Origin of the sequence: Actinomadura soli (assembly GCF_005889715.1) — a bacterium.
Lineage (GTDB): Bacteria > Actinomycetota > Actinomycetes > Streptosporangiales > Streptosporangiaceae > Spirillospora > Spirillospora soli.
This window is the reverse complement of record NZ_VCKW01000096.1, coordinates 1-15027: the sequence shown is the minus strand read 5'-3', so window position 1 is coordinate 15027 and position 15027 is coordinate 1. Positions and strand designations below refer to the sequence as shown.

Sequence of the window (15027 nt, the reverse complement as noted above, 5' to 3'; positions counted from 1 at the left end):
TGGCGGGATCACCGTCGGGAAGTGATCGGGACCGGCGGGAAGCGATCGGGCCGGTGCGCGGTTGACGCCTGGAAACCGGACTCTCGCGGAGGCGGACGATGACGGACGACGCGGCGCTGGCCAAGCTGGTGGCGGGGCACGACCTCGGGGTGCTGATCACCCTCAAGCGGGACGGGCGGCCCCAGTCGTCCAACATCAACTACCACTTCGACGCGGACCGGCGGCTCGTCCGGATCTCGATCACCGCGGACCGGGCCAAGGCCCGCAACCTGGCCCGGGACCCGCGGGCGAGCCTGCACGTCAGCACCGGGGACGGCTGGTCGTACGCGGTCGCCGAGGGGACCGCCGAGCTGTCGGCCGTCGCCGCCGGCCCCGGCGACGCCGCCGTGGACGAGCTCGTCGAGGTGTACCGCGACATCCGCGGCGAGCACCCCGACTGGGACGAGTACCGGCGCGTCATGGCCGAGGACGGCCGCCAGGTCGTCCGCCTCCACGTCGAACGCCTCTACGGCCACGTCCGCGCCTGACGTACCGGCGGCCGACCTGATCGGGCAGTGCACGATTCTTCGACCCGGTCGAACGATCCACTACCGGATCACCTGCCTGGAGCCGGTCCGCCGGTGCGGGCCGGAGGCCGCGCGACCCCCCGCGCGACCCCCGGCGAAAAAGGGTGCAGGCCGAGAGCACCCCGCAGTTCCCTCGGCCTGCACGTTCGCGGCCCCCCGATGGACCCCGCCCCGCCTACACGGGGTCCGGACCGTAGACCTCCCACAGCTCGCCCGCGAAGAACCTGCCGAAGTTCAGCAGCGACTCCGCGCCGTCCGGACCCTTCGTCCGGAACGTCGTGAGCTGGCGCGCGAAGTCCGTCAGCCGGATGTGCAGCACACCCGCCGCGACGACCTCCGCGCCGTCCTCCTCGTCCTCGCCGACGTGGCCGCCCAGCAGCCGCACGTACAGCGTCGACGTGTCCGGCCAGATCCGCGTCGGCGGACCGTGCAGGACGTTCTTCACGCCGCTGAGCGTGCGGGCGTTGCCGTCGCCGTCGGTGTAGAACAGGCGGTACCTCATCAGCCGCCTGTCCTCGCCGTCCGTGCCCGGCGAGGGATCGACGAACAGGTTGAACGTGCCGTGCTCGACGCGTCGCCGGCCCCCGTGACCGGACGCGTCGACCCACCCCTCGGCACGCGCCTCGTGGCCCGGCTCGCGGACGAACGCCTCGGTGTCGTCCGCCGTGATCGTCAGGCGGAACGACAGCGGCCGCCGCCCCTCCGCCTTCCCGCCGGTCCGCGGGTCGGTCTCGCCGTAGGTGACGGAGCCCTTCATTTCCTCTGTGAACCACAGCGACGTAAGGGCCCTTCCGGGGGGTGCGGGGGGTCGCCCTCCCACCGGCGTACGGTCCGGTGCCACGGTGGAAGGTCCCCGCGACCCTCCGTGGTCCCCCGAGACCGGACCGTACGCCGCCGAGCCGTTCCCCGCGGAGCCGTTCCCCGTCGAGCCGTGCCCCGCGGAGCCGTTCGCCGCCGGGCCATGCCCCGCCCCGCCTGGCGAGCCGGATCCCCCACCCGGCTCGGCCCCCGTGGCGGACGGGGCGGTGACGGCGGGGCCGCCCGCACCCCCGCGTGCGGACGTGTTCTCCAGCAGCCGCGTCGCGAGCCGGTCGGCCTGCGCCGCGATGGTGAGCGAAGGGTTCGGGCCCACCGGCCCCGGCATCGCCGCCCCGTCGGCGATGTAGAGACCCGGGAACCCGAACACCTCGCCGAAGGCGTCGCAGACGCCCTCGCCTATGTGGGCGCCCATCGGGGCGCCGCCGAGAGGATGGACGGTGATGATGCGCTTGCGGAACCACATCGGGTTGTCGGCGTAGTCGGCGCCGAGCACGTCCGCGATGCCCCGCATCGTCTTGCGGACGCGGTTGAACAGCTCCTCGCTGGTCTCCGCCGTCCAGTCCGCGGACAGGCGGCCGTCCCTGAGCCGCAGCCGCCCGTCGGCGGTGTCGCGGCCCATGCCGAGCAGCGGCAGCGAGCTGACCGTGAGCGCGCCGTCGCCGATGAGGTCCGACAGCTCCTTGGACAGGTTGGTGTCGGGCGCCTCCCGGAACAGGGCGGTGAACCGGTCCCACACGAACTTCACCGCGCGTTCGAGGTCGTTGCCGACGTCGAGGCCGTCGACGATCCAGTCGGCGAACCCGGGGTAGCCGCCGTCCTGGATGTAGGCGCCGGGGCCCGCGCCGGGCACGCCGTCCAGCTCGTCAGGCAGCCGGATCGCCGTCGTGATCACCGGGCCGCGGCTGGCGTTCAGCGGGCGGACCCGGTTGCGGTCGGTGGCCCGCATCAGGAACGTCAGCAGGTCGCCGTTGCCGCTGAACCGGGTGCCGAGCGCGTCGCTCAGGCCCGGGAACGCCTCCCGCGACTTCAGCAGCAGGAACGTCGTGCCGTAGGTGCCCGCGCCGAGGATCAGCCGGTCGCACGTGAGCGTCCGGACGCGCGGGCGGCGCCGCTTCTTGAGCGACAGGACGCCGGGCTGCGGGGGCTCGTGGTGGACGTAGTCGACCTCGTACCCGCCCCGCGGCCGCGGCCGCAGCGCCTTCACCTCGTGGGAGGTGCGGATGTCGGCGCCGTGGTGCGCCGCCGCCGACAGGTAGGTGTGGTCGAGGCTGTTCTTGGCGCCCTCGTTGCAGCCGATGTTGCACTCGCCGCACAGCCGGCACGACCGCCGGGGGACGTCGTGGATGTTGCCGTACCCGGCGTCCACGATCGGCAGGCTCATCCCGGGCCTGCCGCCCGGGTGGGACCCGAAGCTGACCGCGAGCGGCGGCAGCGTGCACTGCAGCCCGAGCTCGGCCGCCGCGTCCTGCATCGCGTGCGTCTTCGGGGTGTCGTCGAACGGCACCTGGTCGAGGGGGTAGGGCGTCGCGCCCATCATCTTCTCGACCTTGTCGTAGTGCGGGTCGAGGTCGGCGCGGGAGATCGGCCACGGCTCGCCCGTCCCGCCGGGGCCGTCGGTGACGAACCAGTGCTCGTCCTTGCGCAGCAGCACGTTCGCGTAGATCAGCGAGCCGCCGCCGAGCCCCGCGGACACGACCGAGTCGCAGCCCTTGAAGCTCCACACGTCGAACATGCCGTGCAGCCCGGCGTCCGGGTCCCAGAACGCCCGGCCCATCTCGGCGGGCGAGCGGGGGAAGGTGCCCGGCGGGTACGGCTGCCCGCGCTCCAGCAGGACGACCGGCAGCCCGGCCTCCGCCAGCCGGTACGCCGCGACGGACCCGCCGAACCCGGACCCGACCACGACCGCGTCGACGTGCTCGACGTCCTCGCTCTTGATGTCGTCACTCATCGAACCGAACCTTCCGCTGCGGTCGTCGCCGTCGCTTGCGTCTCCATGCGCTGGGGCGCTCTCATGCGCTGTGGCGCTTCAGGAAGTCGACGATCCGCGGAAAGACGTCGATGTGCGAGTTCCTGCCGATCAGGGGATCGAGATGCCCGTAGCCGGGCAGCTCGGCCAGCTCGTGGCGCCCCGGCGCGGCCTTCTCCAGGATCTTGTGCAGGTGGACGTTGGAGTCGGTGAAGACCTTGTTGCTGCCCGGCGCGAGCAGGAGCATGGGCGTCTCCACGTCCTGCGCGTTCTCCAGGTAGTTCTGCGGGAGCCGCGCGTAGCGCTCGTCCCTCGGCCGGTACTTCACCGAGTGGCCGGCGTTGACCATCTTGCGGACGTGCCGGTAGTAGTTCAGCCCGGACGCGGCGCAGATGTCGGCGACCCGCCGGTGCGTCTCGGGCAGCAGGTTGGCGTGCTCGTACATCGCCGGCTTGCCCGCCCCCCACTGGAAGCTCTGCATGTGGCAGGCGCGGACGTCGCACTCGCGGTGGAACAACGACACCGTCCGCGAGACCATCCACGGGCGCGTGAACCGCGGCGCCGCCCCGAACCTCGGGTCGAGGAACGGCAGCCCGACCACGTACTCCAGGAACCAGGTGCCGAGGCCCAGCTTGAACCTCGACCACGCCGGCACCCGCGGTGTCAGCGACACGCTGTTGCAGGTCAGGGTGGCGATGCCGGTCACGGTCCCGGCGAACAGGGCCATCGAGAACGACACCGCGCCCAGGCAGTGCGCGATGACGTGCACCCTGCGGTCCCCGATGTGCCGGCGCAGCTCCGCGAGCGCGGGCGGGAAGTCGTACAGGGCGATGTCGTCCAGGCTGAAGCGGTGCGTCTCGGTGTCGTACGGGTAGCGGCCGCTCATCCGGAAGTCGAGTGCCCACACGTCCGTGAACCCGTTGTCGAGCAGGTGGGACGCCAGGTTGGGGATCTCCGGCATGGTGAACAGGTCGCTGGAGGAGGTGAGCCCGTGCACGAGCAGGACGACGTCGTCGCTCTCCTCGCGCAGGAACCGGGTCAGCTGCAGGCCGAGGCCGTCCTCGGTCGTGACCGGATACGTCGATATGCCCGTGTCCTTCACGCCGTCGAGCGTGAACCGTGGGATCACTCGTTCCATCTCTGGTCACCTCCGTTTTTCCCGCAACGATGATGCTGTGACCCGCCGATTCGGGGCATCGTGGTAAACCCGTACTTCTCCCCCGGAACCTGATGACCAGGGACGGGGCGGGGCCGTGCCGACATCCGTTACTACTGTGATGGTCCACGCCGCGCGGAAGTTCTGGAACCACCTCGACGGGCTATTGACACCGCACGCCACGGGCGCTTCGGACTACGGGCGGCCCGCGCCGCGAACCGGGGTCAGTCGGTGCCCTGGGCGCCGGGGTCCGCGAGGGTGCGGGTGAGCGCGTTCACCACGCCGACCCGGGAGCTCACCCCGAACTTGGCGAAGATGTGCGACAGGTGCGTCTCGACCGTTCGGATGCTGACGAACAGCCGGTCGGCTATCTGCGAGTTCGTGCAGCCCTCGACGACCAGCGACGCGACCTCGTACTCGCGCTTGGACAGCCCGCCCGGCAGCCGCGAGTTCCGGCCGCCCGAGCCGCCCTTCGCCGGCACCCGCACGCCGAGCCGCCGCTGCTCGCGGACGACCTGGGCGTGCAGCGCCCGCGCCCCGCACCCGGAGAAGATGTCGGCGGCCAGCCGCAGCTGCTCGCGCGCGGCGGCCCGGTCGCCGGCCTCGGCGTGCGCCTGCCCGGCGCGCAGCCGCGCCCGGCCCACGTCGATCCGGTGCCCGGCCTCCTCGAACGTCGCCGCCGCCGCGAGCGCCTCCCGGGCCGCCTCGGCGGCGTCGGAGGGCTGCAGGGCGTGCGCGCGGGCCAGCCGCGCGAGCGCGTTGTGCGCGTCCATGCCGGGGATGATCAGGTGCTCGGTGCGCTTCACCCAGTCGGCCGCCGCGTCGGCGCGGCCCCGCCCGGCCTCGACGCCGGCCATCATCTCGTTGAGCGACAGCTGGGTGCGCTGGTCGAGCGGGCCGCTGACCGCCCGCTCCACCGCCTCGGCCGCCTCGTCCAGCCGGCCGAGCCCGATCAGCGCGGTCGCGCGCGCGTAGCGGGCCATCGACCCCCACCACTCGCCGACGCCGGCGCCGACCTCGATGGCCTCCTCGGCGTGCCGCAGCGCGGTGTCGTTGTCGCCGGTCCAGCCCGTCACCAGGCTCTGCTGGGTGAGCGCGAACACCAGCTGCTGACCGGAGTTCAGGAGCCGGGCCTCCTCGACGGCCTCCTCGGCCGCCGCGGCCGCCTCCTCAAGCCGTCCGAGCATCCCGTGGGCGCGGGCGAGGCCGGACATGAGGTTGGTGACGATGTACAGCTGCCCGGTGGCGCGGGCGATGGTCACCGCGCGCTGGAACCGGTCGGCCGCGTTGTGGAAGTGGCCCATGAACGTCTCCGCCCAGCACAGCCAGGCGATCGCGTCCATCCATTCGGCGACGTGCTCGTCCGGTGCGGCGTTGACGAGCCGGTCGGCGGCCTCCAGGTAGCGGAGGGCGTCCTGGATGCGTCCGGCGGCGAGGGCGGGCATCGGGCGCAGCGAGGCGACCGCCAGCTTCAGGCTGGGCTCCCAGTCGTCGGAGTTGTCGGGCATCAGGTCCAGGACGGCCTGCGCGGCGCGGAAGTCGATGCGCATCATCCGCTCCGCGACGAGCCGCATCCGCAGCGGGACGGCGGCGGGGGACCGCGGGTCGGGCATCCGGCGCAGCTCGTCCAGCAGGAGCGCGCGGGCCTCGTGCGGGCGGTCGAGCTGCCGCTCCATCAGCGCCGCGAGCCGGGCCGCGCGGGCCCGCCGCTCGTAGTCGTCGGGCGGCAGCATCTTCAGGACGTTCCGCGCGGTCTCGCGGCCCTCGGTGAGGTGCCCGCCGACCGTCTGCACCCGCGCCAGCTCCATCATCAGCTCGAGGCGGGACGGCAGCGCCCGGTCGCCGGCCTCCTCGGCCTCCTCCGCCGCGGCGCCCGTCGTCGGCATCAGGGCGAGCGCGGACTTCAGCCAGTGCGCGGCGGTCGTCGGGGCCTGGGTCGCGAACGCCCGGCCCGCCTCGACCAGGGTGGAGATCGCGTCCCGGTCGCCGACGCGGCCCGAGCGCTCCAGGTGCCGGGCCCGCACGGCGGCGGGCGCGCCGATCTCGGTGAGGTAGGCGGCGATCCGGCCGTGCGCGGCGAGCCGCCACCCCGCCGCCGCCGACCGGTACGCGGCGTGCCGCACGAGCGGGTGCCGGAACCGGAACCGCTCCGCGCGCGGCCGGACGATGTCGCGGGCGACCAGCTCGTCCAATGCCGCGAGCGCCGCTGCCTCGCTCACCTCCGCCGCCGCGGCGGCGAGGAGCGGGGTGAACTCGTCGGCCGCGACCGCCGCGCTCTGCGCGATCAGCTGCGCGTCCGGCGACAGCCCGCTCAGCTCCAGCTGCAGCGCCGCGCGGACGGCGGGCGGCAGCTCGCCCTCGGTGTCGCCGGCGGCCAGCGGCTCCCGCGTGCGGGCGAGGGCCTCCAGGTAGAAGGGGTTGCCGCCGCTGGCCTTGTACAGCTCGCGGCAGCGCGTCCCGCTGACGCCCGGGCCGAGCAGCTCGGTGACCTCGGCCTGGGTGAGCGGGCGGACCGGCAGCCGGTTCCCGCCGACCGCCTGGAGGGACGCCTGCACCAGCGCGCCGAGCCGGGCCGACGCCTGCGCGGGCCGGTAGGCGAGCGCGATCAGAACGCGGGCGCGCGGCGGATGCCGGACGAGATGGTCCAGCAGCTCGATGGTGGCGTCGTCGGCCCAGTGCACGTCGTCGAGGATCAGCACCAGGCCCGACGGCGCCGCGACCTCCTCCAGCAGGTGCCGGACCGCGCGGTACAGCTGGTAGCGGGCGACCGGTGTGGTGTCCGGGGGACCTCCGGGCCCGGCGTGCCCGGCGAGCCCCCCGTCGTGGAGGGCGGCGGCCGACAGCGCGGGGAACACGGGGGCGAGCAGCCGCACGGTCGTGGGGCTGAGCTCGGAGACGTGCTCTTCGAGATGGTCGTCGAGGCCGTCGACGACGGCGCCGAACGGCATCTCCTGCTCGAACTCGGCGGCGCGTCCGGCGAGCGCGCGGAGCTTGCGGGCCTCCGCGGCGCTCAGCAGCTCGGTGAGCAGGCGGGTCTTGCCCGCGCCCGGCTCGCCGACCAGCGCCAGGAAGCGGAACGCGTCGGCCGCCGTGGCGTCCAGGGCCTCCTCGAACGCGCGGAGGACGTCCTGCCGTCCGACGAGCGGGACGCCGTTCGGTGACGCCGCGTGGTCGTGGGACGCCGCGTCGCCGTGGCCGGTACGACCCTCCATGTCCACACCCCAACAGTGACAGGCGGCCGATACGCCGTGATCATGCTTCTCGTTGCGGTTACTGAGAATTGGCGGGTTTTACCCTATAGGGTCGAACGTCAATAAGCAGGGGCAACACGCATCCGCCCGCGCGGTACCCCGTGGGCGGCCCTTCCTCGTCACCCTGACGTTCCACCTTGTTCTTCAGCGTGTCGTCTCCTAGCTATGAACAGTCCTGACACGCGCCCTGTCAACCTCGCGGGCACAAATCGTTCCGCCGTCGTGACATCCGCTGCCGACCTGCGGCGCGGGTCCACCGCGGCGAACCGGCGCTCGTGTGACCGCCCGCCGCGGCCACAGGTGGACAGCCCTCACTCGACGAGCAGCACCTCCAGCGTGCGCGGGCCGTGCACGCCCTCCACGCGGGAAAGCTCGATGTCGCTCGTCGCGGACGGACCGGACACGAACGTCAGCGGCCGGAGCGGGTCGAGCCGCTCCAGCGCCTCGGGCACATCCGGGCAGACCTGCCCGGCGAGCACCACGATCAGGTGGTAGTCGGGGACGAGCGACAGCGCGCGGGGCCCCTGCCCGGCGCCGTGGTCCAGGACGATCGTGCCGGTCTCGGCGATCGCGGCGGCGCAGCCGGTGACCGCGCCCGCGAGGCCGTCGAGCGCGGGGACGGACGGGTCGCGCACGAACGCGGCGTCCGGCGCGGAGACCCACTCCGAGGGCAGATCGCCGGGGACGCCGTAGGCGCCGGGCCGGGCCGCCAGCCGCTGCGCGACCGTCCCGGGCACGGCGGACGCCGGGACGCGCAGCACCGTCGCGCGGTAGTCGGCGACCCGCTCGGCGAACAGGTCCAGAACGCCGGCGTCGTGATGGCGGCGCACGTACCCGCGGTCGATCCGGTCGTAGGCGGCGGCGATCTCGGCGGCCGGGCGGGCCGGCATCACGCGGTCGACCCGGCGCAGGATCTCCTCGCGCGCGTTCACCGCCCGTCCTCCGTCCGGCCGCCGCCCGTCCGGGACCACCAGGCGCGGAACGACTCCGGCGGCGGCGCGGGCGCGTCGCGCGTCTCGGTCCAGGCGCCGAGGGGCCCGGGGAGCCGCCTGATCCGGCCGCGGCGCGCCACGACGCGGCGGGACGCGGACGCGGCGCGCTGCGCGAGCCCGAGCCGGGTGGGGGAGCGCAGCGTCCACCCCGCGGCCGCCATCGCCACCCGTTCGAGGGGGTGCCGCGGCCCCTTCTCCACCACGCGCGCCCGCAGGTGGACGAGCACCTCCGGGATGTCGATCGCGACGGGGCACGCCTCGAAGCACGCCCCGCACAGCGTCGAGGCGTAGGGCAGCGAGGCGTCCACGTCCGACCCGATGCCCCGGATCTGCGGCGACAGGATCGCGCCGATCGGCCCCGGATACGGCGACCCGTAGGCGTGGCCGCCGGCGCGCTGGTAGACCGGGCACACGTTCAGGCACGCGGAGCAGCGGATGCAGCGCAGCGCCTGCCGCCCCACCTCGTCGGCCAGGGTGGCGGTGCGCCCGTTGTCGAGCAGGACGAGGTGGAAGTCGCGCGGCCCGTCCCCGGGATGGACGCCCGTCCACGCGGAGGTGTAGGGGTTCATCCGCTCCGCCGTGGACGAGCGGGGCAGCAGCTGCAGGAACACCTCCAGGTCCCGCCAGGACGGCACGATCTTCTCCACGCCCACCACCGAGATCAGCGTCTCGGGGAGCGTCAGGCACATCCGGCCGTTGCCCTCCGACTCCAGGACGACGAGCGTGCCGGTGCCGGCGACGGCGAAGTTCGCGCCCGACACCGCGACCTTCGCCGACAGGAACTTGGCGCGCAGATGCCGCCGCGCCGCCTCCGCCAGCTCGGCGGGCGCGTCGGTCAGCCCGGGCGGCGCGTCCTCCATGGCGCGCAGGAAGATGTCGCGGATGTCGGACCGGTTGCGGTGGATCGCCGGCACGAGGATGTGCGACGGGCGGTCGTCCCCCAGCTGGACGATCAGTTCCGCCAGGTCGGTCTCGTAGGCGGTGATCCCCTCCGCGGCGAGGAACTCGTTGAGCCCGATCTCCTGCGTGGCCATCGACTTGACCTTGACCACCTCGGTCTCGCCGGTCGCCTTGACGAGGTCCGCGACGATCCGGTCGGCCTCGGCGGCGTCCCGCGCCCAGTGGACCGTTCCGCCCGCCTCGGTGACCTTCTCCTCCAGCAGCCGCAGGTAGTGGCCGAGGTTCTCCAGGACGTGGTCCTTGATCTGCTTGCCCGCCTCGCGCAGCGCGGCCCAGTCGTCCAGCTCCGCGACGGCCGCCGCGCGGCGGCCCCGGATCGTGGTGGTCGCGTGCGCGAGGTTGCCGCGCAGCCGCGTGTCGGCCACCGCGCGGCGCGCCGCGTCCGGGAACGCCGGCATCCCGAGGTACGTCGGCATCGCGGACGAGGTCATGACGGCTCCTCCTCGGTCGACGCGAGGATCTCGGCGAGGTGGACGGTCCGGACCCCGGCGCGCGTGCGGGTGAGGGCGCCGCCGATGTGCATCAGGCAGGAGTTGTCGGCCGCGCACAGCGCCTCCGCCTTCGTCTCCCGGACGGCGGTGACCTTGTCGGCGCACATCGCGGCCGACACCTCGGAGTTCTTCAGCGCGAACGTCCCGCCGAACCCGCAGCACTCGGCGGCGTCCGGCAGCTCGACCAGGTCGATGCCACGGACCGCGCGAAGCAGCCGCAGCGGGCGGTCGCCGACGCGCAGCATCCGGAGCGAGTGGCACGTCGGGTGGTAGGTGACGCGGTGCGGGAAGTACGCGCCCACGTCGGTGACGCCGAGCACGTCCACCAGGAACTCCGACAGCTCGTACACGCGGGACGCCACCCCGGCCGACCGCGGCGCGAGCCTCGGATGCCAGTCGCGGATCATCGCACCGCATGACGCGGACGGCGTCACGACCGCGTCGTAGGGCTCGAACGTCTCCGCGAACCCCTTCACCATGGGCAGCGCCTGCCGCCGGTAGCCGGTGTTGAGGTGCATCTGCCCGCAGCAGGTCTGCCCGGCGGGGAACTCGACGTCGTGGCCGAGCCGCCGCAGCAGCCGCACCGCCGCCTTCCCCGTCCCGGGGAACATCGTGTCGTTCACGCAGGTCAGGAACAGCGCGAGCCTCATCGGACGCCTCCCCCCGGGCGACTTGACTCACGGACCACCAGCTCCGGCTGGAACATGACCTGCCGGTGGGCATGCCCGGACGGATCGTCGCACTCCTCCAGCAGCAGCTCCGTCGCGATCCGGCCCAGCCGGTAGGCGGGCTGCCGCACCGAGCTCAGCGGCACCGCGGCGGCGGAGGTGAACTCGATGTCGTCGTACCCGATCAGCGCGACGTCAGTCGGCACCGTCAGCCCGGCCTGCGACAGGACGCGCAGGACGCCGAGCGCCAGCAGGTCGTTCGCGCAGAAGATCCCGTCCGGCAGCGGCCGGCCCGCGTCCAGCAGCCGTCGCGCCGCCTCCTGCCCGGCCCGCGCGTTCATCGCGCCGACGGCGACCTCGCGCATCGCGCCGGGGCCGAGCCCGGCGGTCCGCAGCGCCCGCAGCGCGCCCGCGCGCCGGTCGGCGCACCGCCGCAGCGCCGCCGGGCCGGTCACGAACGCCAGCGTCCGGGCGCCGCCGGCCAGCAGCTCCCCGGCCGCCAGCTCGCCGCCCGCGACGTCGTCGACGGCGACGGAGCACTGGCCGGCGCGGGGCGTCGGATGGTCGAGCAGCACCACCGGGACGTTCCGCTCGCGCAGCCGCGCGGCCGCCTCGCCGCCGTCGCCGACCGGTGTCAGCAGGACGCCGCGGACCCGCTGCTCCGCGAGCACGCGCAGGCTGCGCCGCTCGCGCTCGCCCGACTCGCCGGACGACGCCAGGATCACCGCGTGACCGCGCTCCCCGGCGGTCTCCTCGACGCCGCGGGCCACGTCGGCGAAGAACGGGTTCGCGAGGTCGAGGACCATCAGCCCGATCGTGGTGCTGTGCCCGGCCCGCAGCGTCGACGCCGACCCGTTGCGGACGAAGCCGAGCGCGCGGATGGCCTCCTCGACCCGCGCCCGGGTCGTCTCCGCGACCCGCTCGGGCCGGTTGAGCACGTTGGACACGGTCCCGGCCGAGACCCCGGCGTGCGCCGCGACCTGTTTGATGCCGGCCGTCCCGCGCGCGTTCTCAGGACGTCCGGTGCCGTCCGCGCTCACTCCGCCCGCCCCAGTCCGTCCGCCGATGCCTCGCCCACATGGAGGCATCGATTAAAACGTGTCAACCCTACTCACAAGGTCAGGAGGGCGAAGCCTAGGATTCCATCGCCATCTGTTAAAACGTTTTACCCTCCGCGCCGAGAAGGACGGCCGGCGGCCCGGACCGCACGGCCGCGGCGCTCACTTCGCCGCCGCCGCGCCGTCCCCACCCGGGCCGCCGGCCGTCCCTGAGGGCCCGCTCGACCGAATCGGAACCCGAAGGGTCAACGATGGACCGTCCACGGAGGTTTCAGAATGCGACGGGCCCGTCCTTCACGACAGGTAGGAGAGTTCGAGGTGGGCCGAGACGATCCAGTTGGGGACGTCCACGACCTCGGAGATCTTCAGGTCGGCGGCGATGCTGGCGAGGAGGTAGGCGTCCACGGGGGCCAGGCCGGTGCGCGCGGCGATCTCGTCGATGAGGGCGCGGGCCGCGTCCTTCGCCGCCTGCATGAGGTCGGGGCCGACGCCGGTGGTGGCGAGCGCCGCGCCGGTCCGGTGGCTGCGGGGGTGCGTCTCGACCATCGGGGTGGACGGGGCCGCGCCCTTGCGCACGTCCACGCGGAGCCGCACCACGCCGTCCGTCTCGATGCCGGTGCCGCACACCTCGCCGTCGCCCATCGCGGCGTGCGCGTCGCCGAGGGACAGCAGCGCGCCGTCCACGCCGACCGGCAGGACGAGCCGCGCCCCCGGGCCGATGTGCCGGATGTCCATGTTGCCGCCCCAGCGGCGCGGCGGGACGATCGAGTGCGGGCCGGGCTCGGGCGGCGCCACCCCGATCGTGCCGATCATCGGGACGACCGGGACGCGGAGCCCGGGCAGCGGCTCCGCGAACCCGCCGGAGATCTTGGAGACGCGCAGGTGCGCGTCGGGGAAGTCGTCGGCGAGCAGCCCGAAGCCCGGGATGCAGGCCGTCCAGCCCCAGTCGCCGGTCTCCAGGCCGAGGACGTCGATCACCAGGGCGTCGCCGGGAGCGGCGCCCTCGACGCGGAACGGCCCGGTGACGGGGTTGACGCGGCCGAAGTCGAGGGCGGCGACCTCGGCCGTGCCCGACCCCGCGCCGAGCTGGCCGCCGCTCGCCTCGGCGGTCTCGACGGTGAGCTCGTCGCCCGGAGCGACGGTCGCGATGGGCGGGATCGCGTTGTCCCAGGCGTGGTGCGCGCTCGTGCGGCGGAAGTGCATCGCTCCTCCAACGGGGGTATCGGCGTTCCCCGAGCCTATGATCAGCTCTGGCCGAGGCGGACGGACGCCGTCCGGTACTCTATAGTCACGAGTATTGATAGTCAGAAGACGTGACTATATGGGGAGGCGTTCATGGACGCGGCGTCCACGGACGCGGGGCGTGCGGTCCCCGACCTGGGCATGCTGGCCGCCCAGCTGATGCGGGCCCTGCAGGACGAGCTGTTCCAGCGGCTGGCCGAGCAGGGCCACCCGGACGTCCGGCCGCGGCACGGGACCGTCCTCGCGTTCCTCGACCGGGACGGGCTGCGCGCGACCGAGCTCGCCGCCCGGTCCGGCCAGCACAAGCAGATCGTCGGGACGATCGTCGACGAGCTCGTCGCGCTCGGCTACGTCCGGCGCGAGCCCGACCCCGCCGACCGCCGCGCCAAGCGCGTCGTCCCGACCGAGCACGGCCTCGACGAGATCGCCAAGGCCCGCGCCATCCTCGCCGCCATCGAGCGGCGGCACCGGGAGGAGCTGGGGGAGGAGCGCTTCGCCGCCTTCAAGGACGCGTTCCAGGAGATCGCCCGCGGCCAGCGCGCGTGGAACCGGTCGTGACCTGGCGCTGAGACCACGGACCGTCCGGCGAACCGGGTTCGGGCGTCCCTTTCCTGGGCAGGATGGCCCGCGTGCCAAAGCGGGCCGAGAGGGGGAACCGTGACCGTACCCAACGTTGATCTCATCGACGGGGCCGCGATGCCGCAGGTCGGCTTCGGGGTCTTCCAGGTACCGGACGACGAGGCGGAACGCGTGGTGACGGTGGCGCTGGAGGCGGGGTACCGCAGCATCGACACGGCGAGCGCCTACGGGAACGAGGAGGGCGTGGGCCGGGCCCTGCGCGACTCCGCCGTGCCGCGCGAGGAGCTGTTCGTCACCACCAAGCTGTGGAACGACGAGCAGGGGTACGACAACGCGCTCCGGGCGTGCGAGGCGAGCCTGTCCCGGCTCGGGCTCGACTACCTGGACCTCTACCTGATCCACTGGCCGATGACGGCCCGGGACACCTATCTCGAAACGTGGCGGGCGCTTGAGCGGCTCAAGCGGGACGGCCGCGTCCGGTCGATCGGCGTGTCGAACTTCACCGTGGAGACGCTGCGGCGGGTCATCGAGGAGGCGGACGTCGTCCCGGCCGTGAACCAGATCGAACTGCATCCGTACCTCCAGCAGGACGGCCTGCGCGCGTTCCACCGGGACCACGGCATCCGCACCGAGGCGTGGGCGCCGCTCGGCCAGGGCCAGGGCCTGCTGGACGACCCGGCCCTCGACCGGATCGCGCGGGACCACGGCCGCACACCGGCGCAGATCGTCCTGCGCTGGCATCTGCAGATCGGGAACGTGGTCATCCCGAAGTCGGTGACGCCGTCCAGGATCGCCGAGAACATCGACCTCTCCGGTTTCGAGCTGTCCCCGGACGACCTGAAGACGATCGGGGAACTGGACAAGGGCATCCGGGTCGGCCCCGACCCTGCCACCTTCGGGGCGGCCTGAGCCGGATCGGGCGCGGTCAGGGCTTGACGAACGCCGCCTCGTAGTGGGCCACGAGGTGGTCCGCGAGGGCCTCCCGCGTCCTGCGGCGGAGCCCGCTCGTGTCACGGAAAGTCACAGAGCGTAACGTTCTGTGCATGGGGGATGATCAAAGGAGCTGGACGGGGCCGAGCGGTCTGCGGGTGACCGCGGTGCGGCTCAGCGGGGCGCACAAAGTGTGGGCGGAGTTCGCGGGGGTCCGCGGTGAGAGCGCGCTGCTGGTGACGCGGAACGGGGCGTTCGTCGGGCGCGGCTACTACCCGTCCGTGGCGGAGCTGGGCGAAGTGGTCGACCTGGCCGAGCTGCGCATGCGGTGACCGGGGCGGGCGGCTGT

The 15027-nt window shown here is 73.5% G+C and carries 12 protein-coding genes; 4 read left to right on the top strand and 8 right to left on the bottom strand.

The annotated features are described in order from the left end of the window. Positions 1-98: 98 nt before the first annotated feature. Positions 99-527, top strand: coding sequence for a PPOX class F420-dependent oxidoreductase (locus ETD83_RS19620; protein WP_138646591.1), 429 nt, complete (start codon positions 99-101; stop codon positions 525-527). A 214-nt stretch (positions 528-741) separates the two neighbouring features. Here the strand turns inward: ETD83_RS19620 and ETD83_RS19615 are convergent, their stop codons facing one another. The 8 genes from ETD83_RS19615 to ETD83_RS19580 form a co-directional block, all read right to left on the bottom strand. Next, complete coding sequence (locus ETD83_RS19615; RefSeq protein WP_138646590.1) at positions 742-3333, bottom strand: GMC oxidoreductase; 2592 nt, start codon at positions 3331-3333, stop codon at positions 742-744. 61 nt (positions 3334-3394) lie between these two features. Next, positions 3395-4489: an alpha/beta hydrolase gene (locus ETD83_RS19610; RefSeq protein WP_138646589.1), complete on the bottom strand. Its 1095-nt coding sequence runs from the start codon at positions 4487-4489 to the stop codon at positions 3395-3397. 242 nt (positions 4490-4731) lie between these two features. Next, on the bottom strand, positions 4732-7719 hold the full coding sequence (locus tag ETD83_RS19605) for a helix-turn-helix transcriptional regulator (RefSeq protein ID WP_138646588.1): 2988 nt from the start codon (positions 7717-7719) through the stop codon (positions 4732-4734). Positions 7720-8069: 350 nt separating this feature from the next. Further along, complete coding sequence (locus tag ETD83_RS19600) at positions 8070-8690, bottom strand: LutC/YkgG family protein (RefSeq protein WP_230421029.1); 621 nt, start codon at positions 8688-8690, stop codon at positions 8070-8072. After that, positions 8687-10108 (bottom strand): LutB/LldF family L-lactate oxidation iron-sulfur protein, encoded by a 1422-nt coding sequence (locus ETD83_RS19595; RefSeq protein WP_205717772.1) that lies wholly within the window; start codon positions 10106-10108, stop codon positions 8687-8689. The genes ETD83_RS19600 and ETD83_RS19595 overlap by 4 nt, the downstream gene beginning before the upstream one ends. 29 nt (positions 10109-10137) lie before the next feature. Further along, complete coding sequence (locus ETD83_RS19590) at positions 10138-10851, bottom strand: (Fe-S)-binding protein (RefSeq protein WP_138646587.1); 714 nt, start codon at positions 10849-10851, stop codon at positions 10138-10140. Continuing rightward, positions 10848-11909, bottom strand: a complete 1062-nt coding sequence (locus ETD83_RS19585; protein WP_230421028.1) for a LacI family DNA-binding transcriptional regulator — start codon at positions 11907-11909, stop codon at positions 10848-10850. Before ETD83_RS19585 ends, ETD83_RS19590 begins: the two co-directional genes overlap by 4 nt. Positions 11910-12221: 312 nt before the next feature. Next, complete coding sequence (locus tag ETD83_RS19580; RefSeq protein ID WP_138646585.1) at positions 12222-13130, bottom strand: acetamidase/formamidase family protein; 909 nt, start codon at positions 13128-13130, stop codon at positions 12222-12224. Between the two features lie 132 nt (positions 13131-13262). Here ETD83_RS19580 and ETD83_RS19575 point away from each other — a divergent pair, with 132 nt between their 5' ends. The 3 genes from ETD83_RS19575 (at position 13263) to ETD83_RS19565 (ending at position 15010) form a co-directional block, all read left to right on the top strand. Continuing rightward, positions 13263-13727 carry a MarR family winged helix-turn-helix transcriptional regulator gene (locus ETD83_RS19575; protein WP_205717771.1) on the top strand — a complete coding sequence of 155 codons (465 nt, stop codon included), beginning with the start codon at positions 13263-13265 and terminating at the stop codon, positions 13725-13727. A 138-nt stretch (positions 13728-13865) separates the two neighbouring features. Then, positions 13866-14657: an aldo/keto reductase gene (locus ETD83_RS19570; RefSeq protein WP_138646603.1), complete on the top strand. Its 792-nt coding sequence runs from the start codon at positions 13866-13868 to the stop codon at positions 14655-14657. A 134-nt stretch (positions 14658-14791) separates the two neighbouring features. After that, the gene (locus ETD83_RS19565) at positions 14792-15010 is read left to right on the top strand and encodes a hypothetical protein (protein WP_138646584.1); all 219 of its coding nucleotides are present in this window, start codon (positions 14792-14794) and stop codon (positions 15008-15010) included. The last annotated feature ends 17 nt before the right edge of the window (positions 15011-15027 follow it).

Excerpts from the sequence above, each read along its gene's own strand:
- ETD83_RS19615 (WP_138646590.1), bottom strand. The coding sequence starts at position 3,333 with ATGAGTGACGACATCAAGAGCGAGGACGTCGAGCACGTCGACGCGGTC.
- ETD83_RS19570 (WP_138646603.1), top strand. The coding sequence starts at position 13,866 with ATGCCGCAGGTCGGCTTCGGGGTCTTCCAGGTACCGGACGACGAGGCG.
- ETD83_RS19595 (WP_205717772.1), bottom strand. The coding sequence starts at position 10,108 with ATGCCGGCGTTCCCGGACGCGGCGCGCCGCGCGGTGGCCGACACGCGG.
- ETD83_RS19580 (WP_138646585.1), bottom strand. The coding sequence starts at position 13,130 with ATGCACTTCCGCCGCACGAGCGCGCACCACGCCTGGGACAACGCGATC.
- ETD83_RS19610 (WP_138646589.1), bottom strand. The coding sequence starts at position 4,489 with ATGGAACGAGTGATCCCACGGTTCACGCTCGACGGCGTGAAGGACACG.
- ETD83_RS19565 (WP_138646584.1), top strand. The coding sequence starts at position 14,792 with ATGGGGGATGATCAAAGGAGCTGGACGGGGCCGAGCGGTCTGCGGGTG.
- ETD83_RS19590 (WP_138646587.1), bottom strand. The coding sequence starts at position 10,851 with ATGAGGCTCGCGCTGTTCCTGACCTGCGTGAACGACACGATGTTCCCC.
- ETD83_RS19605 (WP_138646588.1), bottom strand. The coding sequence starts at position 7,719 with ATGGAGGGTCGTACCGGCCACGGCGACGCGGCGTCCCACGACCACGCG.
- ETD83_RS19620 (WP_138646591.1), top strand. The coding sequence starts at position 99 with ATGACGGACGACGCGGCGCTGGCCAAGCTGGTGGCGGGGCACGACCTC.
- ETD83_RS19575 (WP_205717771.1), top strand. The coding sequence starts at position 13,263 with ATGGACGCGGCGTCCACGGACGCGGGGCGTGCGGTCCCCGACCTGGGC.